We start from the raw sequence: 19861 nt of genomic DNA on the forward strand, positions 1-19861 counted from the left end.
GAGCCTGCCATGCTCGAACTCCGCCCCGGCTGCGAGTGCTGCGACCGCGACCTGCCCGGCGACAGCGCCGATGCACACATCTGCAGTTTCGAATGCACCTTCTGCAGCGACTGCGCCGAGCAGGTGCTGCACGGCCGCTGCCCGAACTGCGGCGGCGAGCTTGTGCCGCGCCCGCGCCGCCCACTGGAGAAGCTGGCGGCCAATCCGGCCTCGACCCAGCGGGTGCTCAAGGCCGCCGGCTGCCAGGGCTGAAGGTCGGCCATACGGCTGCGTCCCCGGCAATCCACCTGCCAAATCGGTTCGCGAGCAAGCTCGCTCCTACCAAGCGCGCCAAACCCGGCCTGCAGCGCGTAGGGCGCATAACCCGGAACGGGTTATCCGCCGCAATGGCGGATAACGCCTGAGGCGTTATTCACCCTACGTTTCTACGATGACATCTGCGTAGAGTCACACCAACGAAAAAGGCGACCCGAGGTCGCCTTTTCGCTGCTCGTACGCCTGACTCAGTAGTAGGCGTTCTCGCGGTTGCTGTGGTCGGTGACGTCACGCACGCCCTTCAGCTCCGGGATGCGCTCGATCAGGGTCTTCTCGACGCCGTCTTTCAGGGTCATCTCGACCGCGCCGCAGCCCTGGCAACCGCCGCCGAAACGCAGCACGGCGATGTTGTCCTCGACCACGTCCACCAGGCTCACCTGGCCGCCGTGGCTGGCCAGACCGGGGTTGATCTCGGTTTGCAGGTAGTAATTGATGCGTTCGGTGAGCGGGCTGTCTTCATTGACCATCGGCACCTTGGCGTTGGGCGCCTTGATGGTCAGTTGGCCACCCATGCGATCGGTGGCGTAATCGACCACGGCGTCGTCCAGGAACGGCTCGCTGATGGCGTCGATGTAGGCGGTGAAGGCTTTCAGGCCAACCGGGGTGTCTTCCGCCTTCTGCTCGCCCGGCTTGCAGTAGGCAATGCAGGTTTCGGCGTACTGGGTACCGGGCTGGGTGATGAAGATGCGAATGCCGATGCCGGGGGTGTCCTGTTTGGACAGCAGTTCGGCCAGGTAATCCTGTGCAGCTTCGGTGATGGTGATAGCGCTCATGGCAACTCCTCGCAAACGTGGCGCCAGTTTACGCCATTCGGGGGTATGGGAGAAAGCCCTACTGTTTTAGTAGGAGTAATTCGCAGTGGGGCTGCACCGCTTTTTTGTAGGATCGAGGGGCGCCTTGATCCTACAGGGTGATTAATAGGTAGGAGGAACACGTCGTAGGATGGCGGTCCGTCGGTAAGACCGGCGCTGGGGTAGACATAGAATCTCCTACAGGATGGGCGCCGTCAGAGGTTCTCGTAGCGGTTCATGTCCAGTACGCCCGCCTCTACCGGCTCGGTTTCGCGCAGGTAGGCATCCAGGTCGTGGAAGTAGAACCAGAATTGCGGATGGCTGCGACGAACGCCCCAGCGGTCGGCGACCTTCTCGAAGTCCACCGCCGTCTTCACCTGCTCCAGCGCCGCGACAAAATCGCCCACCTCGCCAGCCTTCAGGTTGAACATGAAATTCGGGTAGCTCGACAGCACACCGGGGTAGATGGTCAGGGTGTCCAGCCCCGGCTGGTAACGCATGGATTCACCCGCAATGAAGGCGACGTTGCTGTGCGCGCGGTTGCGCAGCACGGTGTAGATCTCACGCTGCCCGTCCGGCAGTTCCACGCGCAGCATGGTCGCCTCGGGGAACTGGTCGATCACCGGCAGTCCGGCCGCCGGGCGGCTGACCAGTCGGCTGAAGGCCTGCTCGGCGTCCTGCAGCGGCGCCGCCACGGTGTTGCGGTAGCAGGCACCATTCTCACAGAGGTTGATCGGGTCGGGCCGTGCATTGAGCGCCACGTAGTTCTTCAGCAACTCCCTGGCGAAGGCCAGCTTGGCGCCCTTCTCCGGCAGGAACAGGCCGGTTGGCTGGTCACTGTCATTGCTGTAGTAGTCGGCCCACATCTTGATTTTCCCGCTGTTCTGGTACCAGTCATCGAGCAGCTCCTTGCGCGCGCCGACAGGCATCAGGCGCAGGAAGTTCTGCTCGGCGCCATTGCGGATCAGGTCGAAGTACAACCGCGTCTGCGCCTGATGGGCGACGTTGCCGAACACGTCGAAATTCACCACCAGACCGTAATAGGTACGCTCCAGCAAGGGGTAGTCCATCCACCAGATGGTCTGCGGTACGCCGCCAATCAAGCCCTTGCGCACCGAGGCGCTGTCGTACTGACGGAAGATGCTCAGCACCCCGTTGTCGTTGCCGGCCCAGATATCTCCCCAGGTCGGCGCTGGTGCTTCGTCGTAGACATCCTGGCGCAGCTCTTCGTACTGGTTGCGCTTGTCGCGGTAGGAGCGCCATTGCGACAACATGCTGCCAACGTCATCGATCTGCCCTGGCAACGCGAGCAGGGGCGAGGCCTGGTGCTGGAATTTCGGATCGGTGACGTAGAGGTCGTGCTGGGGGTCCTGAAACACCACCCAGAAGTTGTCGCGAATCACGTCGGTGGCGATCTGCCCACGGCATACCGGTCCGCGAATGAAGGTGCGGACAAAGTACTCGGCGTTGTCCAGCATGAACTGGTAGCGCGCGCTGGCCGGGATGGCCGCAAAAGTCTCGAATGGGTTGGCGCGATGTTTCAGGCCGTAGCCCGGAACCTTGTCGGTATTCCAGGCGGTGCCGTAGAACAGCTCCTGGTTACGCTTTAGCCGCGCCTCGTTGAGTGGATAGGTGATGTGCGTCTTGTGCACGATCACGCCCTGGATGGGCCACAGGCGGTAATAGAAGGTGTTGCCCGGATCATCGTTCGGCCGGCGCGTGGCGATGGGGTCGATGGGTTGGCCGCTGGGCGTGCGCGAACGCACCAGCTGGAAGAAATGCCCCGGCTCGCCGCGTTCGGTGAAGTACAGGTGGGCAAGGTACAAGTGCTCGTAGATCCAGCGCTGTACCAGGCTCTGGCGTGCGCCGGACTGATTGAGGAAGGCCTCCCACTCGGCGATCTGCTGCGCCTCTTCGCTACTCGGCTGCCAGGCTTGCTCGTCCACCGGTGCGCCCTGGGCCAGCCAGGTCTTGATGGTCTTGAGTTGCTTGTCGGTCAGGCCGGTGACGGCGAAGGGCATGCCGCTGAGCGGGTTCTTGGCCACGAAGTCGTCGATGCTGTCGGGCGTCGGGCACTGGTTGGTGCGGTTGATCGACAGGTCCAGGCCATCCGGAATCTTCGCGTTGGGCACCAGCGGATGCTCATGACCGAGATCGATCATCCGTGCCATCAGCGCCGCCTGGCTGCCGCGCCCGTCGAGTACCGACCAGAAGTCCTTGCGCCGCCAGGCATCCGCGCCCTGGGCGTCGAGGAACAGCCGCGTCGGGTCCTGCGCCTTGCTGCGTCCACCGTCGTACACCGGCAGCTTGTTCGCTCCGCGCTGCGCGCCTTCGGCGGCGGTCAGGTTGAGCTGGCATGGCGAGTCGTAGCAGGCGTGGCAGGCCACGCATTTCTCGGTGAAGATCGGCTGGATATCCTGGGTGTAGGACAGCCCTCCCGCCAAGGCCTGCGCCGAAAACGCCAGGGATGCGATGAGCAACGTGAAACGGGCTCGCAGGGACATGAAGGACTCCGAACATCAGAATGGAGCGGATTCTAGCGGGAGTGCCGCCACAATGCGCTCCAACCAAAGGCTGAACATGAGCAATCTTCATGTAAAACCCGGGAAGGTCAAATTTCCTGCAGCTTTGTTATCATCAGCGACCTTTCGTCACGCCCTTTTCCAGGTATTCCCATGATCGACCGTGCCGCACGCCAGCAAGCCCTCCAGCAAGCCCTCAAGGAGCGCATCCTGATCCTCGACGGCGGCATGGGCACCATGATCCAGAGCTACAAGCTGCAGGAAGAGGATTACCGCGGCACGCGCTTCGCCGACTGGCCGAGCGACGTGAAGGGCAACAACGACCTGCTGCTGCTCAGCCGCCCGGACGTCATCCAGGCCATCGAGAAAGCCTATCTGGACGCCGGCGCCGACATCCTCGAGACCAACACCTTCAACGCCACCCGCGTGTCCCAGGCCGACTACGACATGCAGGAACTGGCCTACGAGATGAACGTGGAAGGCGCGCGCCTGGCCCGCGAAGTCGCTGACGCCAAGACCGCCGAAACCCCTGACCGCCCGCGCTTCGTCGCCGGCGTCCTCGGCCCGACCAGCCGCACCTGCTCGATCTCCCCGGACGTCAACGACCCTGGTTTCCGCAACGTCACCTTCGACGAACTGGTGGAGAACTACAGCGAATCCACCCGTGGCCTGATCGAGGGCGGCGCCGACCTGATCCTCATCGAGACCATCTTCGACACCCTGAACGCCAAGGCCGCGATCTTCGCCGTGCAAGGCGTCTATGAAGAGCTGGGCGTCGAACTGCCGATCATGATCTCCGGCACCATCACCGACGCCTCCGGCCGCACCCTGTCGGGCCAGACCACCGAAGCGTTCTGGAACTCGGTGAGCCACGCCAAGCCGATCTCCGTCGGCCTGAACTGCGCCCTGGGTGCGAAAGAGCTGCGGCCGTACCTGGAAGAGCTGTCGACCAAGGCCGCGACCCACGTCTCCGCGCACCCCAACGCCGGCCTGCCCAACGCCTTCGGCGAATACGACGAGACCCCGGCGGAAATGGCCGTGGTCGTGGAAGAGTTCGCCGCCTCGGGCTTCCTCAACATCATCGGCGGCTGCTGCGGCACCACACCGGGGCACATCGAGGCCATCGCCAAGGCCGTGGCCAAGTACGCCCCGCGCGCCATCCCGGAAATTCCCCGCGCCTGCCGGCTGTCCGGCCTCGAGCCGTTCACCATCGACCGCAGCTCGCTGTTCGTGAACGTCGGCGAACGCACCAACATCACCGGCAGCGCCAAGTTCGCCCGGCTGATCCGCGAGGAGAACTACGCCGAAGCGCTGGAAGTGGCGCAGCAGCAGGTGGAAGCCGGCGCCCAGGTGATCGACATCAACATGGACGAGGGCATGCTGGACTCGAAGGCCGCCATGGTCCGCTTCCTCAACCTGATCGCCTCCGAGCCAGACATCTCCCGCGTGCCGATCATGATCGACTCCTCCAAGTGGGAAGTGATCGAGGCAGGCCTGAAGTGCATCCAGGGCAAGGGCATCGTCAACTCGATCTCCATGAAGGAAGGCGTCGAGCAGTTCAAGCACCACGCCCGCCTGTGCAAGCGCTACGGCGCCGCCGTGGTGGTGATGGCCTTCGACGAAGCCGGCCAGGCCGACACCCAGGCGCGCAAGGAAGAAATCTGCCAGCGCTCCTACGACATCCTGGTCAATGAAGTGGGCTTCCCGCCGGAAGACATCATCTTCGACCCGAACATCTTCGCGGTCGCCACCGGCATCGAGGAACACAACAATTACGCGGTCGATTTCATCGAGGCCTGCGCCTACATCCGCGACAACCTCCCCTACGCCCTGACCTCGGGCGGCGTGTCCAACGTGTCCTTCTCGTTCCGCGGCAACAACCCGGTGCGCGAAGCGATCCACTCGGTGTTCCTCTACTACGCGATCCAGAACGGTCTGACCATGGGCATCGTCAACGCCGGCCAGCTGGAGATCTACGACGAGATCCCGCAGGAGCTGCGCGACAAGGTCGAGGACGTGGTGCTCAACCGCAGCCCGGACGCCACCGAGGCTTTGCTCGCTATCGCGGACAACTACAAGGGCGGCGGCGCCACCAAGGAAGTGGAAAACGAGGAATGGCGCAGCCATAGCGTCGAGAAGCGCCTGGAGCACGCGCTGGTCAAGGGCATCACCACCTACATTGTCGAAGACACCGAGGAGTGCCGCCTGAAATGCGAGCGCCCCATCGAGGTCATCGAAGGCCCGCTGATGTCCGGCATGAACGTGGTCGGCGATCTGTTCGGCGCCGGCAAGATGTTCCTGCCGCAGGTGGTGAAATCCGCCCGCGTGATGAAGCAGGCGGTGGCCCACCTGATCCCCTTCATCGAAGCAGCCAAAGGCGACAAGCCCGAAGCCAAGGGCAAGATCCTCATGGCCACGGTGAAGGGTGACGTGCACGACATCGGCAAGAACATCGTCGGCGTGGTGCTGGGTTGCAACGGCTACGACATCGTCGACCTGGGCGTGATGGTCCCGGCCGAGAAGATCCTCCAGACCGCCATCGCCGAGAAGTGCGACATCATCGGCCTGTCCGGCCTGATCACACCGTCGCTGGACGAGATGGTCCACGTCGCCAAGGAAATGCAGCGGCAGAACTTCAGCCTGCCGCTGATGATCGGCGGCGCCACCACCTCCAAGGCGCACACGGCGGTGAAGATCGACCCGCAGTACAGCAACGACGCCGTGGTCTACGTCACCGACGCCTCCCGCGCGGTGGGCGTGGCGACCACCCTGCTGTCGAAGGAAATGAAACCCGAGTACGCCCGCAAACTGCGCGAGGAGTACGCCGAGGTTCGTGTGCGCACCGCCAACCGCAGCGCGCGCACCGAACGCCTGACCTACGAGCAGGCCATCGCCGCCAAGCCCAAGTTCGACTGGGCCGGCTACCAGCCGCCGGTGCCGAGCTTCACCGGCGTGAAGGTGCTGGATGACATCGACCTGAACGAGCTGGTCGAGTACATCGACTGGACGCCCTTCTTCATCTCCTGGGACCTGGCCGGCAAGTACCCGCGCATCCTCTCCGACGAAGTCGTCGGCGAAGCAGCCACCAGCCTGTTCAACGATGCCCAGGAACTGCTGAACAAGCTGATTGGCGAGAAGCTGATCAAGTCCCGTGCGGTGCTGGGCTTCTGGCCGGCCAACCAGGTGCAGCACGACGACCTGGAAGTCTACGGCGACGATGGCCACAAGCTGGCCACCCTGCACCACCTGCGCCAGCAGACCATCAAGCCCGACGGCAAGCCGAACTTCAGCCTGGCCGACTTCGTCGCGCCCAAGGACAGCGGCGTGCAGGACTACGTCGGCGGCTTCATCACCACCGCCGGGATCGGCGCCGAGGAAGTGGCCAAGGCCTACGAGGCCAAGGGCGATGACTACAGCGCGATCATGGTCAAGGCCCTCGCCGACCGCCTCGCCGAAGCCTGCGCCGAATGGCTGCACGAGCGCGTGCGCAAGGAATACTGGGGCTACCAGCCCGAGGAGCACCTGGACAACGAGGCGCGCATCAAGGAGCAGTACGTCGGCATCCGCCCGGCGCCCGGCTACCCGGCCTGCCCGGACCACACCGAGAAAGGCACGCTGTTCAAGCTGCTCGACCCGAAGGGCGTCTCCGGCGTGACCCTGACCGAGCACTACGCCATGTTCCCCGCCGCCGCCGTCAGCGGCTGGTACTTCGCCCACCCACAGGCGCAGTACTTCGCCGTGGGCAAGGTCGACAAGGACCAGATCGAACGCTACAGCGCGCGCAAGGACCAGGAAATCACCACCAGCGAGCGCTGGCTGTCGCCGAACCTGGGGTACGACAACTGAAACTCGCCGGCTACGATCGATAGTCCCTGAAATCTGGGCGGAGACACCTCGTCCCGCCCAGCCCCCACTGCCGATCACGGGTGAATTGCCCCTCCACCGCCCGTGCTCGTCCCCTTCTCCTCCTTCCCCACAGGCCAGGGTGCCGCACTTCAGGAACCGTTCCATAACGGCTGGAGCGGCAATTAATCCCTCGTCGTTTTTCCGCCCCCTCTGCGTCATCAGCCAACACCACGCGTGTGGGCATCTTGAATCGTCGAAAGCGCCCAACTCGAAAACTTGCAATCTTTCGCTCAAGAATTGAGTTTTAAAATTAGCCCTCTCGAATATTCAGGCTTCACCGAAACACACCCCCTGATATCAGACATTTCTGACAACGATATAAATTTAACCCCATTGCGCACCACCCAATAAAGACAATTAACTTACGCTCACGCGTCGAATATTCTTCACGAATTCAAACTTCAACTGAACGGCTCCAGCCCTGCATTCACCAGCCCCTGCGAATCTCGGAACTGTATGAGTCAAAGTTTTTATACCGACGCACCTCACTCTGGCCGACATGCTCAATTTCACAAAAAAAACCTTACAACGACTACGCCGGAATTAACCTTTCACTCAGGAAACGGTTTCAGCCTATACGAACCCTGGTGCATGCCCCTCTTCCGACACTCACTTGAAGAAGGGGAGCAAGGAAGATCCATAACCTTCCGGCACAAGAAAAAATCAATCTGAAAACTGATACACAGGGAAAATAACCATGAAAAAAATCGAGCGCGAGCAACTGGCCAAATCCGAACTGGCAGGCGGTTGCTGCAAGCGGAAGTCGGCACCGGCACCGGCACCGGCACCAGCTCCCAAGCCGAATGGTGGCGGCGGTGGCGGCGGTCAGTAATTGACCCAACCAGCAGGCTCAGGGGTGATCCACAGCCTTTCCCTGGTGGATCGAGGATAACGGATTAGCCCAGTCCTTCCGCCATACAGCGCTGTCCGACATCAAGCTTCGGACAGCGTCCTACCCGCCAGAAAAATTCTGATTTCTTCCCACAACGCTGGCCAGCACCGGCCAAAGCCTCGCGCAGTACAGCAGGTTGATAGTTTGAGCACCCCAGTAGAAAAGCTGCCACGTTTCGCCGACGTTTCCTGGCGCTGGATCGCCTACTTCACTTCAACGTTCGTGGCGTTGGCTGTCGTTTACGCATTCTTCCAGGAAGTCGAACTCAAGCGAGATGTTCCCTGTGAAATCGTCTCGCCGTCAGAGATCAAAGTGCGGGGACTGACAGGGCTGGTCACTGCCGTGCAGGTCGTTTCAGGGCAGGAGGTCCGTCAGGGGCAGCCGCTCTTCCAGCTCGACCGCGATCTCACCCTGTCGAGCGACGGGACGCCCAAGCCAAGGTTCGACGAGACGATGCGCGATGAGCAGATCGCCACGGCAACCTCTCAACACGGTGATCGTCTGGCCGCACTCGACGCACGCCTTCAAGCCCTTGAGCTCACCCTCAGCGCCCGCGAACTGGAGCTGCAGGCGTTAGCCCGGCAGCAGCAGCGAACCCAGCAGATCGCTGCCGACGCCCGCAGGACACAGCAACGCCTCGAAGGCCTTGCCGGCTACGTGACGGCCGATCGCCAGGAGCAGGCGCGCCTTCTGGCCAACCAGAGCGCTGCGGAAGTCGCTCAGAGCGAGGGCCGACGCCATTCGCTACAGAGCGAGATCGAGACGCTGCGCGGCAACCGCAGCGAACTGAAAGTACAACAGCGAGAGACAGGCGCTCAGTTGGACCGCGAGACTCAGGACATCCGCCTGCGTTTCGAAGCGAATAGACAGAACACCACCATCTACGCCCCCCACTCGGGTGTCATCACCTTCTCCAGCCTGGTCGCGGGACACTCGCTGGCAATCGACGATGTTGCCCTGGTCATCAATTCGGGCTCCAACGAGCCCCTGGTGGCAGCACTGAATATCCCATCGCGGCAACGCGGTTTCGTCAAGGAAGGACAGCTTGTGCGCCTCAAGCTGGACTCATTCCCCTATGCCCGTTTCGGCACCCTCCAGGCCCGCATCGGCTCGATCTCGGACACCGCGATGAACAAGAGCGAGAACACCGCCCCCCTCACTCCCGGGAAAGCCATGGAGATCAACAACTACATGGCCTGGGCAACGCTCTCAGGCGAAGTCTTCGGCCCAGCTCGAGCGCCTTTGCGCATTCTTCCGGGAATGCGCGGCACCGCCAGCGTGGTGATCGAGCGCCGGACCATTGCTGAATGGGTACTGGAACCACTCTTCCAGATGATGCGAGGCTGATCGTGCGCATCATCTACCAGAATGAAGTCGCCGACTGCGGCTACGCCTGCCTGGCAATGGTTCTGACGCATCTCGGGCGAGCGACGGAAACACGGGAGATCGCAGCTCACCGCCCCCTCTCCGCCAACGGCCTGACGTTGATGGACCTGTTCGACGTAGCCACCGATTTCGGACTCGCCGTTCAGGCCTTCCAGTTCGATAGCGACGATCTGCCTAACATCAAACCGGGTGCGATCCTGCACTTCGGTGGTGCTCACTTCGTGGTCTTCGAGAAGTACCGGCGCGGTCATGTGGTGGTGATCGATCCGGCGTCAGGCCGCCGCCGTCTTGGTCTGGAGATGTTCCTGGCGAATACCTCCGGCTTCCTGCTCGAGTGCACACCCACTCCGGGGCTGCCTCGCATCAAGGCCCGGTCGCAAGTGCCAGGTGCGCTCGACCAGGTACGTGCCCTGAATCCGCAGTTGCACGGCCAGATCGCCAAGCTGGCTTTCATCGCCATCGGCAGTCAGTTCGCCATTCTCGCCATGCCCTATTTCGGCAACCTGGTACTCGATCAGGTCGTGACCAGCGACAACCGCAACTTGCTGCACATACTCGCCATCACCTTCGCCAGCATCTTCGCCATCGGCACCTTCAGCAAATTCGTTCAGACCTACCTGACTGCACTCGCGGGAACCCTGGTCAGCGTCAACGTCACCCAAGGTCTAGTGGGGCAACTCCTGAAAAACCCCATCTCCTACTTCGAGAAGCGAAATGTCGGTGACCTGTTCGCTCGCATGAAGTCACAGGAAGAAATCAACAGCTACTCGGTGCAGACACGCATTGCGCTGCGCATCGACCTCGTGGTCGCCGCCCTGGCCATTACCCTCATGCTGATCCAGAGCGCCGTGCTGACTGCCGTCGCCCTGGGTATTTTCGCTTTGTACCTGGGTACTGCGTTTGCGCTCTACGTGCCAATGCGCGACGCACATATGCTGGTGCTGGAAAGGTCGGCCCAGTGCGACGACACCCTGATCGAGACGATTCGCGGCGCCTCGCTGATCAAACTGGCCTGCGGTGAAACCCGCCGAACCGCGCTCTTCATGGGAAGATTTCGAGCCAACGCTGCAGCCGTGCTGCAAAGCGCAAAGCTGACAGCCTTCCGCGACGCGGTACTGGGGCTGGTCGAATATGCCGACGTGATAGTCGTCACCTGGCTGGCCGCCGGACTGATGCTCGACGGCAAGGTCTCAGTAGGTGTCTTCTATTCGTTCATGATCTACAAGTCTCTGGCCTCCGCTCGGCTTGCCCAAGCCATCAATGCCCTCTTCGGTCGCTTCATGCTGAGCGTTCCGGTGCAACGGGTCGCCGACATCGTGGAGCATGAGCCGGAGCGTTATGCGCTGCAGGGGCAGATTGGCAGGACCGTTGAACTTCGCTGCCTTGATTCGATTCAGGTGCGCGACCTGGGCTTCAGCTACGGCATCTCCGACCGGGCCGTACTGTCAGGAGTCTCCCTGGATATCCGCCGGGGTGACAAGATCGCCATCGTCGGCCCCTCTGGCGTCGGCAAGTCCACCTTGTTCAAACTGCTTTGCGCGGCGGAACCGGCACAGCAAGGCGAGATCCGCCTGAACGGTGTGAGCTATGCGAACCTTGCCGTCGACGAAGTTCGCCAACATATGACCCAGATGCGCCAAGGCGACCTGATCCTCAACGGCAGCATCGCCGACAACATCTCCCTGTTCAGCGCCAGCCCCGACCACCATCGCATCAACCAGCTCCTGAAGGATGTCGGACTCCTGGGTGACGTCATGCAACTGCCCATGCGCACCCAAACCATCATCAGCGATTCGATTGCCAATATTTCCGCCGGCCAGCGCCAGCGCCTGCTGCTGGCGCGAGCGCTGTATCAGGACTCCGAAGTGCTGCTGCTCGATGAGCCCACGTCCAACCTGGACCCGGATTCGGTGACGGCGATTGCCGACGTCCTGCAGCAAACGAATCGCACGCTGATCGTCATCACCCATGACCCGAAGCTGGCATCGCGCTTCGAGCGCAGCTATCAACTGATCGAGGGCAAGCTTCTGGACCGCGCCCTTCGCACGGGTGAGCAGGCATGAGATTCGTGTTTTGGGTGTGGATGAGCCTTGTCCCTTCGGCCGCCTTCGCGGGTGAACTGCTGGCCGTGGTCAATGACGCACTTGTCCATGATGCCGAGCTTTCCGCCGCAAGCGCCGAAATCAGGATTGAGCGAGAGGAAGTGCCGCTGGCACGCGCGGCGCTCCTGCCCAGGCTCGATGGCGGATGGGGCCGCGCCTACAACCAGATCACGACGGAAAACCAGCCAACGGCCAAATACTGGCAGAACGGCTGGATGGTGACGCTCACGCAACCCGTGTTCGACTGGGAACGCTGGGTGGAACTGCGCCAGGCGAGCATTGCCAGCGCCAAGGCAGAGCTCCAATACGCCAGTACCTGGCAAGCCCTGGTATTGCGCTCTGCGAATGCATACTTCGACCTGTTGGCGGCTTCTCAGGAACTGGGCCGCGCCAGCGACTACCTTCGTGCCGTGTCAGAACAGTATGACCTGACCCAGCGACTGCAGGCCGGCGGTGAAGCAACCGTCATCGATGCACAGGAAGCACTGTCGCGCCTGAGCGAGGCCCAATTGCGCAGGCAGGACGCCACTCGTACTCTGGAGTCCCGTCGCCGCGCTCTGGAAACTCTGACTGGGCGCCCGGTGACCCTGGAATCCGTGATCAGTCCAATGCGCACGAGACCCTGGTTGAAATCCCAGAGCCTTCAGCAATGGGTCCACCAGGCCGAGACACGCAGCTTCCCGGTCCAACTGGGCCAGCTCGAGGTCCGCATCGCCGGCGAAGATACCGAGAAAGCACGCGCCCAGCGTTACCCAGTCGTCAGCTTCAGCGCCAGTCACGCGCCATCCGGCGCCGCCGCCGGCTACTCCGATCCCACCACGACCAATAGTGCCATGCTCACTATCTCCGCCCCGCTGTTTACCGGTGGAGCCAATCGGGCGCGCTTGCGCCAGGCCACGGCCGGCGAAGAAAAAGCCGAGCACAAGCTGCTGGCAGCAACTCGCAAATCGGCGGCCGACGCACGCGAGTGGTTCCAGCGCCTCAATTGGGCGCGTGAACGAAGCAATTCACTTCGGGATATCGCTCGTCTCAACGAATCGGCCCTGCAAGCGACTCGCATGGGGTACCAGGCAGGCAGTCGCTCCAACCTCGATGTTCTGCGAGCGCAGGAACTGTTGTTCAGCAGCCGTGGCGAGCAGGCGAAAGCCCAGTACGAGATGCTGACAGCCTTCCTGGCGCTGAAGGCCGAAGTCGCTTCTCTGGGTCTCGGTGATATCCAGGTGCTTGACGCATGGTTGACGTCCGATGCCCAGGTGAACTGAGATGGCCGCTATTCGCTGGCAAGACCGCTGCCTGTTGACACTGTCCGCACGTTCGCTGGAGCGGGTCGCCTTGCTGTCCTGGGGGCTGCGCAGCCTCGTCAGCGCCAAGTCGCGTTGGCGGGGACGATTACGCTACGAATGGGGAAGCGACAGCGCCTCACTGAGCCAGAAGGACGCCTGGCGCACCATGGCCAGCGCAGATATCGAGCACCTGCTGGACCGTCGCATGCATCTCGGCCGGCTGTACGGCCGGGGGGATCATTGGCCGGCGCTTGAGTCAACGGCAGCCGAGCTGGCCGCAATCATCAATGGCATTCACCGAGAATCACCCGGCAAGCCCGTGATTGTTTCGCCGTTTCACTATGTATCCGAATACGCCAACATCTATGTGGTCGATGCACTGCGCTCAGCCTTGAACTTGACCGAGCTTGCCGTCGTATCGGGCAGCCCAAGGGAAGCCTACGGCCGCCAGGAAGATATCCTGATACCTGGATTGCGGATACTGCACACGCTCGATGAAAACAATCGGTCGGCTCTCGGCCTTCGTCTGTTGCGAGCGCTGAAGCGGGATGGTGCGGCCGTTCTATTCAGCGACGTGCCGCCCCACATGATGCAGCGATACCCCATGGAAACCGTGGAAGTGTCCATGCTAGGCCGTCCCGCACGCCTGCATCGCGGAGTATTCAACATCGGTGGGCACACCAATGCCGTACTCCTGTGCTTCCACCTGACATTCAGACAAGGCAGGTTCGGCCACCGGATCTTCGAACCTGTCGAGCTTCGTCAGGCGAATGCCCCTCAGCGGGTAGCTGACTACATCGAACGGGCTTACCACGACGCCTACCCGAACTGGATCCTGGCTGATCATCCATCCCGCTACGGGTTCGCTCCGACAAAATGAAGGAGAATCGACGGGACTTCAGCTCGCTCCAGGAAGCACTCCCAATTCATAGCGTAATCCTTGCTGGAATAAGAACTTTCCCAACATGCGGGAATCTCCATCGGACAGACGCCGGGTCAATAACGCTTTATTAGTTATCCGGGCCGAAAGACTCATCCAAGGCCATGGCAATACCTGCGGCACGTTCTCAAGAGTGGATCAACTAGCACACGAGCACGACCGGCTCGGTGTGCAATCAAATAACACTTTTCTCCACCGATACAGGATTACAGATATGGAAATGAGAAAACCTGGGAGGTTGAAAATGATTCTTAGAATTCGGCCAGCGGCAGTCTATAGCGCACTGACACTAATCCTGAGTATCTGGAGCCAACAATCACTGGCTTCGAGCAGTTGTAGCTTCACCGGTGGCGGATCTGAAACCTTCACTTTTCCAAGCCCTATTTCAGTCCCCCGCGACAACACTGCGTCGATGACACCATTATCCAACTGGATCGCCGGCGCGGCGGCATCCAATATTTACTCCTGCACCTCCGACAACAACACCAAGGTGGGCATTGGCATCAAATTCCCCACCTTGGCACAAGCAGGCACTTATTCAGAAGGCGGAACGACTTATAAGGTTTTCAATACCGGATTAGCCGGCGTTGGCATCGTCTACGGCTTTCGGACCTATTCAGCGGGGCCCCATTGTGCGGATAACGGCGGCATCAACGGATGGAGCGGCTGGCTAACCGGCTCAGGCAACATTCCATACAGCTACGCCTATTGCTACAGCATAGAGTCGACCTCCTCCACCTACGGCGCCCAGCTGCAAGCCCGCCTGATCAAGACCGGAAAGATTGTCGCCGGCACGATGCCGGCGTTTACGCTCAGCTATACCGCACTGGATACCGATGGAAACTATTCCACGGCTGTTGGCAGCAAGAACTACCTCGTCAGTTCAGTGAACCTCCAGGCTCTGGGCTGCACGGCCGATGGAGCGCAGGTCATCCTCGATGCAGCGAAGAAGGCCGATTTCGCCTCGGCAACCAGCATCAGGACCAAGCCATTCCAGTTCACCCTCCGGAACTGTCCGGCCGGCATGAACAGCATCAAATACCAGCTCGACCCGATCGGTACGATCATCAGCGCAACTGATGGCACCTTCCAGAACGCCACCGGCACCAACATGGCGAAAGGCGTCGGCCTGCGAATCACCAATGAAGCCAACACCGCTCCAATTCGCTTTGGCGACTCCAGCTACGTGGTGTCTGATTACAGTTCGGCGTCGGGCAACTCCTCCATCCCTATCAAGATGAATGTTTCGTACTACCGAACAGGGACAGCAGCGCAAGTCACCGCGGGCAAGGTGATGGGAACCGCGCAACTGACACTTTTCTACCTGTAACACCCAGCTTTCGGCTGAAAGGCATCTACGGATGCCTTTTCGTCACATGCCATACAGCTCTCTCCGGCAGCCAATGCCCCGTGCCGCTTGAACATACCGCAGCGCGGAGTCACTCCCCCCGGATGAACTGCCGCCAGGAACCCTCTGCATGACACACTCTATCCACCGCCAGTGTCACTGCAGCAATATCACTGTCTACGCCAACTTCCACCAGCAACTCCCCGCCTCACTCCGCGAGCCTGAGATTGCCAGTTTTGCCGAAAGCATGGCGCGGCCTATATTTCGGATGCCCTTGGCAAGGTTTCCATTCATTGCCAGTCCCTCGCCGATACGCAACACGATTGACAGGGCAGTGGCACAGTCGAATTCCTTCTATGCCGCCGCTGGGGAGTGCTGACAAGCGGGCTCTGGGACGACGACGGGAAAACCTACGCTGCACTCAACGCCCGGATACGGGATAATCCCGCCACCCTGGGCGCTTCCCAACCCGCCTCACCACGCCAGTTACCGCTGGAGGAGCGCAAGGAGCGCTGGCGCGAGCTATGGTTCGCCGATGTGCACATCACCCAGGACACCCTGGACTGAAGCCCGGCCATCCGCCGGACTTACCCTGACGAGAGAATGACAGATGAAATACCTCACGCCCGAACAGATGGCCAAACCACGCAAGCGCCGCCTGCTGAAGAAACTGCGCCTGGCCGAGTTCCAGGAATTCGGCTTCAGCCTGGAAGTGAATTACAGCGGCGACCTGGATGACGTGCTCGATCAGTGGATCGCCTTCGTCGAGTCCGAGGGCTGGGTCTTCGTCGGCGGCGCCACCGAAGATGGCGAGTTCACCGGCTACCTGTGCCTGAACGCTGTCGGCAGCCTGACCGAAGCCGACCGTGAAACCACCCGCCTGTGGCTGGAAAAGCAGTCCTGGGCCAAGTCCTTCGAGCTGGGCGAACTGAGTGACTGCTGGCACGGCCTGTTCGAGTAAGTCCCGCCCCTGAAAAACGCGGGCGGCCTCCCCGGCCCGCCCGCGTTCAGATCCCACCCTCTCCTCAGATCGCCTCCTGCGCCCCACCTCCTGCCGTTTGCGCCGGGCCAGCACCAGGTTGGCTTTCACCTTGTCCTGCACGTAGAACATGAACACGCCTTCGTGCTTCGCCATGGGCCGGATGATGTCGTACTAACGGCCGGGGGTGATGAGGATGTCCTCGATCACATCGTGGCGTACCAGGGACTTCATGAGCTTGAGCCTGACGCGGACCACCTTGGTATTGCCCGCTGCGGCCAGTTCCGGGGCCACGTCTCCGCCGGCCTGCGCGAGCAGCCTGCCGCGCTTGGCGTCCAGCCACGGCATCGGCGCGCGCCCTTGAGCCAACAAACACCACCAATCAGCACGGGTTGCTCCAGAGGCTCACCGGGAGATTGGAGGATGCCAAGCGCAAACTCTCAGAGGGCCCGAACGAACGTCCGGGCTGTTGCTCAATAGCCCTGCGTTCCTGGCTTTCGCACAGGTTTTCCCGGTCAGTTGAGTCTCATCGTTGTACGCCGCTCCCGTTCACCAAAGCGGAAAAGCGTGACGCACGCTCACACAAGTATCGGAAATATCACCGGAACAATATTCACAGTATTCGTAGACATATTCCGGCATAAGCAGGAGCGAAAAACTGTCGCTTCGGCTAGGATTCCCCACAACGGCGCCCTACCGGCACGGGCCCGACGGATCTCCAGAACAGGCCGGAGCTTACTGCCCCGAGACGCCATGCTAGAGCGCCAGCGCTTTCAGAATATCCTCAGCCTGGGCCTGCCAATCATCGGCGGCATGCTCAGCCAGAGCCTGCTCAACCTGGTGGATGCGGCCATGGTCGGCCATCTCGGGGAAAAGTCCCTGGCCGGGGTCGGCATCGGCAGCTACGCCAACTTCGTCGCCATCTCTCTGGTGATGGGCCTGGGCGCTGGAGTCCAGGCGCTGGTGGCGCGTCGCCGGGGCGACGGGCGCAGCGACGAGCTGGCCGCACCGCTGAATTGCGGGCTGCTGGTGGCGCTGGGCCTGTCGCTGCCAATCACGCTGATCTGCCTGCTATTCGCCGAGCCCATCGTCCGCGCCCTGTCCAACGACCCCGAAGTGCTCGCGGTCGGCATCCCCTACTTCGAATGGCGCGCCTTGTCGGTGCTTGCCGTCGGCCTGAATTTCTCCTTCCGCGGTTACTGGAACGGCACGCGGCGCTCGGGCATGTACATGCGTACGCTGATCGTAATGCACCTGGCCAACGCGGCGATCAGCTACAGCTTGATCCACGGCTTGTTCGGCCTGCCCCGGATGGGCGCGGTGGGCAGCGGCCTGGGTACCACGCTGGCGCTGTACCTCGGCTCGCTGATCTACGCCTGGATCACCTGGCGCGACGCCCGCGCCCAGGGCTTCCATCCGCGCCTGCCACGCGAGCGGGACATCCGCACCCTGCTGCGCCTGTCGCTGCCCAACTCGCTGCAGCAGTTTTTCTTCGCCGCCGGCATCACCCTGCTGTTCTGGATCATCGCCCAGGTCGGCACCCGCGAACTGGCGGTAGCCCACGTGCTGATCAACCTGGCGCTGTTCCTGATCCTGCCCGGCGTCGGCCTGGGGATGGCGGCGACCACGCTGGTCAGCCAGAGCATGGGCGAGCGCGATTTCGACAGCGCGCACCGCTGGGGCTGGGATGTGGTCAAGGTGGCGGCCTGCGGGCTGGCGCTGCTGGGGGCGCCGTTCTGGATATTCCCCGAAGCCATCCTGCGACTGTTCGTCAGCGATCCTGCACTGATCGAACTGGGCCGCGTGCCGCTGATGCTCACCGGCATGGGCATGGTGATCGACGCCACCGCGCTGGTACTGACCCAGGCACTGCTCGGTGCCGGCGCCGTGCGCACGGTAATGGCGGTGAGCCTGGGCAACCAGTGGCTGTTCTTCCTGCCGCTGGCCTACCTGGTCGGCCCGGTGCTGGGCGGTGGGCTGCTGGCAATCTGGAGCATGCAGATACTCCAGCGCGGGCTGGCCTCGGCGATCTTCGCGGTGATGTGGCAGAAGCGCCAGTGGACGCAGATCGAACTCTAGCGCTTGCTCCGTCAGGAGCTAGGCTTGCAGGCAAAAGGAGGACGAATGATGGACGAGCAACAGAACAAGCCGCCAAGCTTCTGGCAGATGCTGCACAGCGTGCTGGCCGCCGCCTTCGGCGTGCAGAGCGGGCGCAACCGCGCGCGCGACTTCACCCACGGCAAGCCCAGCCATTTCATCGCCCTGGGCATTCTCTTCACACTGATCTTCGTGCTGCTGCTCTACGGGCTGGTGCAACTGGTGCTGCATTTCGCCGGGCTCTAGAAGACCCAACTGAGAGGGAAGGTACCTGGCGGGCCGCAGGACGGCCCGCCGGTACCGTTGTCACTGGTGACTGACCCAATACACGGCGGTGGCGACCACCAGCAGGATCAGGATGAATGCGGCGCGGGCATCGACGACGCTGTCGCTTGTCTTGTGGGACGTTTCTTCGCTCATGCTTCCCCCATTTTCTCGTTATTGGTTGAAGGACCACAGGCAAGAGTTAAGACCAGCCCTGCCCTGTGCTCAAGGAACCGCCTCTTTCCGCCGCTGCGCAAATGCCGTTAGGCTGCCGGTTCCCCATGCCCTTGAAACAACAACAAGCGAGTGGATTAAGGAACGACCATGCACGTCGACTCACTGCAAGATACTGTCGCGCCGGAAGGCGTCTGCTATGGCTGCGGCGGCAGCAACCCGCACGGACTGCACATCAAGAGCCGTTGGCACGAGGACGGCATCCACGTCGTCGCCGAGCACCTGCCCGAAGCCAAGTACTGCGGCTGGCCGGAACTGGTCTACGGCGGCCTGATCGCCATGCTGGTGGACTGCCACTCGAACTGGACCGCCATGGCCTACCACTACCGGGCCGAAGGCCGCGAGCCGGGCAGCCTGCCGCGTATCGACTGCGTCACCGGCAACCTGGGCATCAAGTACATCAAGCCGACGCCCATGGGCGTACCGCTGACCCTCAAGGCCTACGTCGAGGGCGAAGTCGGACGCAAGAGCCGGATCATCTGCGAGGTCTACGCCGGTGACGTGCTGACCTGCGTGGGCGACTCGATCTTCGTCCGCGTCGACACCTCGCAACTACGCGACGCCGCCCACGGCCGCGACGCCTGATCGACACCCATTGCGCCGCTGCCATTTGAAATAGCGATAGAGGGCAGCGATGCAACAGGGCGCCATCGCCCCGGCGCAAGCCGCGTCCCGCCTGAGCTTCAGGCCCGCCGCGGCTTAGATCTGAAAGTTCTCGCCATATACTCAAACATCACTTTTGCGCATATTCCCGAACTGGTATCGTGCGCCCCACTCCGCGTGGAGCGCGTTGCCGTGCGCG

Annotated in this window: 16 protein-coding genes; 13 read left to right on the forward strand and 3 right to left on the reverse strand. The window is 61.9% G+C overall.

Annotated elements, in window-relative coordinates:
* The first annotated feature begins 9 nt into the window (after window positions 1–9).
* Window positions 10–252 (forward strand): DUF1272 domain-containing protein, encoded by a 243-nt coding sequence (locus tag CTR55_RS18240; protein WP_296288235.1) that lies wholly within the window; start codon window positions 10–12, stop codon window positions 250–252.
* Window positions 253–503: 251 nt separating this feature from the next.
* On the opposite strand, the gene nfuA is transcribed toward CTR55_RS18240, so the two are convergent.
* Both nfuA and CTR55_RS18250 read right to left on the reverse strand, forming a co-directional pair.
* Window positions 504–1088 carry a Fe-S biogenesis protein NfuA gene (gene nfuA / locus CTR55_RS18245; protein WP_296288236.1) on the reverse strand — a complete coding sequence of 195 codons (585 nt, stop codon included), beginning with the start codon at window positions 1086–1088 and terminating at the stop codon, window positions 504–506.
* A 233-nt stretch (window positions 1089–1321) separates the two neighbouring features.
* Window positions 1322–3610 (reverse strand): fatty acid cis/trans isomerase, encoded by a 2289-nt coding sequence (locus tag CTR55_RS18250; protein ID WP_296288237.1) that lies wholly within the window; start codon window positions 3608–3610, stop codon window positions 1322–1324.
* Window positions 3611–3781: 171 nt separating this feature from the next.
* Here CTR55_RS18250 and metH point away from each other — a divergent pair, with 171 nt between their 5' ends.
* From metH to CTR55_RS18295, 9 genes are all read left to right on the forward strand, one after another.
* Window positions 3782–7474, forward strand: a complete 3693-nt coding sequence (gene metH / locus CTR55_RS18255) for a methionine synthase (RefSeq protein WP_296288238.1) — start codon at window positions 3782–3784, stop codon at window positions 7472–7474.
* 757 nt (window positions 7475–8231) lie between these two features.
* Entirely contained in the window at window positions 8232–8366 is a 135-nt protein-coding gene (locus tag CTR55_RS18260) for a hypothetical protein (RefSeq protein WP_296288239.1), read from the forward strand.
* 204 nt (window positions 8367–8570) lie between these two features.
* Complete coding sequence (locus tag CTR55_RS18265; RefSeq protein WP_296288240.1) at window positions 8571–9773, forward strand: HlyD family efflux transporter periplasmic adaptor subunit; 1203 nt, start codon at window positions 8571–8573, stop codon at window positions 9771–9773.
* A 2-nt stretch (window positions 9774–9775) separates the two neighbouring features.
* Window positions 9776–11875: a peptidase domain-containing ABC transporter gene (locus tag CTR55_RS18270; protein ID WP_296288241.1), complete on the forward strand. Its 2100-nt coding sequence runs from the start codon at window positions 9776–9778 to the stop codon at window positions 11873–11875.
* Window positions 11872–13176, forward strand: coding sequence for a TolC family outer membrane protein (locus CTR55_RS18275; protein ID WP_296288242.1), 1305 nt, complete (start codon window positions 11872–11874; stop codon window positions 13174–13176). The genes CTR55_RS18270 and CTR55_RS18275 overlap by 4 nt, the downstream gene beginning before the upstream one ends.
* A gap of 1 nt (window position 13177) precedes the next feature.
* A complete protein-coding gene (locus tag CTR55_RS18280) occupies window positions 13178–14077 on the forward strand; it encodes a hypothetical protein (RefSeq protein WP_296288243.1) in 900 nt (299 codons plus the stop codon).
* A gap of 274 nt (window positions 14078–14351) precedes the next feature.
* Window positions 14352–15467, forward strand: coding sequence for a fimbrial protein (locus tag CTR55_RS18285; RefSeq protein WP_296288244.1), 1116 nt, complete (start codon window positions 14352–14354; stop codon window positions 15465–15467).
* A 390-nt stretch (window positions 15468–15857) separates the two neighbouring features.
* On the forward strand, window positions 15858–16052 hold the full coding sequence (locus CTR55_RS18290; RefSeq protein ID WP_296288245.1) for a hypothetical protein: 195 nt from the start codon (window positions 15858–15860) through the stop codon (window positions 16050–16052).
* Between the two features lie 43 nt (window positions 16053–16095).
* Window positions 16096–16446: a 50S ribosome-binding protein YggL gene (locus CTR55_RS18295; protein ID WP_081516557.1), complete on the forward strand. Its 351-nt coding sequence runs from the start codon at window positions 16096–16098 to the stop codon at window positions 16444–16446.
* 192 nt (window positions 16447–16638) lie between these two features.
* Here the strand turns inward: CTR55_RS18295 and CTR55_RS18300 are convergent, their stop codons facing one another.
* Window positions 16639–16833: a hypothetical protein gene (locus CTR55_RS18300; RefSeq protein WP_296288246.1), complete on the reverse strand. Its 195-nt coding sequence runs from the start codon at window positions 16831–16833 to the stop codon at window positions 16639–16641.
* A 384-nt stretch (window positions 16834–17217) separates the two neighbouring features.
* Here CTR55_RS18300 and CTR55_RS18305 point away from each other — a divergent pair, with 384 nt between their 5' ends.
* From CTR55_RS18305 to CTR55_RS18315, 3 genes are all read left to right on the forward strand, one after another.
* Window positions 17218–18543 carry an MATE family efflux transporter gene (locus CTR55_RS18305; protein ID WP_296288247.1) on the forward strand — a complete coding sequence of 442 codons (1326 nt, stop codon included), beginning with the start codon at window positions 17218–17220 and terminating at the stop codon, window positions 18541–18543.
* A 48-nt stretch (window positions 18544–18591) separates the two neighbouring features.
* Window positions 18592–18807, forward strand: a complete 216-nt coding sequence (locus CTR55_RS18310; RefSeq protein WP_296288248.1) for a DUF2970 domain-containing protein — start codon at window positions 18592–18594, stop codon at window positions 18805–18807.
* 342 nt (window positions 18808–19149) lie between these two features.
* Window positions 19150–19644 (forward strand): PaaI family thioesterase, encoded by a 495-nt coding sequence (locus CTR55_RS18315; protein ID WP_296288249.1) that lies wholly within the window; start codon window positions 19150–19152, stop codon window positions 19642–19644.
* Window positions 19645–19861: the final 217 nt, after the last annotated feature.

It is taken from the genome of Pseudomonas sp. (assembly GCF_002796985.1).
GTDB lineage: Bacteria > Pseudomonadota > Gammaproteobacteria > Pseudomonadales > Pseudomonadaceae > Pseudomonas.

What these genes read in the sequence shown, in the direction of transcription:
- CTR55_RS18240 (WP_296288235.1), top strand. Translation starts at nt 10, where the DNA reads ATGCTCGAACTCCGCCCCGGCTGCGAGTGCTGCGACCGCGACCTGCCC.
- nfuA (WP_296288236.1), bottom strand. Translation starts at nt 1,088, where the DNA reads ATGAGCGCTATCACCATCACCGAAGCTGCACAGGATTACCTGGCCGAA.
- CTR55_RS18250 (WP_296288237.1), bottom strand. Translation starts at nt 3,610, where the DNA reads ATGTCCCTGCGAGCCCGTTTCACGTTGCTCATCGCATCCCTGGCGTTT.
- metH (WP_296288238.1), top strand. Translation starts at nt 3,782, where the DNA reads ATGATCGACCGTGCCGCACGCCAGCAAGCCCTCCAGCAAGCCCTCAAG.
- CTR55_RS18260 (WP_296288239.1), top strand. Translation starts at nt 8,232, where the DNA reads ATGAAAAAAATCGAGCGCGAGCAACTGGCCAAATCCGAACTGGCAGGC.
- CTR55_RS18275 (WP_296288242.1), top strand. Translation starts at nt 11,872, where the DNA reads ATGAGATTCGTGTTTTGGGTGTGGATGAGCCTTGTCCCTTCGGCCGCC.
- CTR55_RS18280 (WP_296288243.1), top strand. Translation starts at nt 13,178, where the DNA reads ATGGCCGCTATTCGCTGGCAAGACCGCTGCCTGTTGACACTGTCCGCA.
- CTR55_RS18285 (WP_296288244.1), top strand. Translation starts at nt 14,352, where the DNA reads ATGGAAATGAGAAAACCTGGGAGGTTGAAAATGATTCTTAGAATTCGG.
- CTR55_RS18295 (WP_081516557.1), top strand. Translation starts at nt 16,096, where the DNA reads ATGAAATACCTCACGCCCGAACAGATGGCCAAACCACGCAAGCGCCGC.
- CTR55_RS18305 (WP_296288247.1), top strand. Translation starts at nt 17,218, where the DNA reads ATGCTAGAGCGCCAGCGCTTTCAGAATATCCTCAGCCTGGGCCTGCCA.
- CTR55_RS18310 (WP_296288248.1), top strand. Translation starts at nt 18,592, where the DNA reads ATGGACGAGCAACAGAACAAGCCGCCAAGCTTCTGGCAGATGCTGCAC.
- CTR55_RS18315 (WP_296288249.1), top strand. Translation starts at nt 19,150, where the DNA reads ATGCACGTCGACTCACTGCAAGATACTGTCGCGCCGGAAGGCGTCTGC.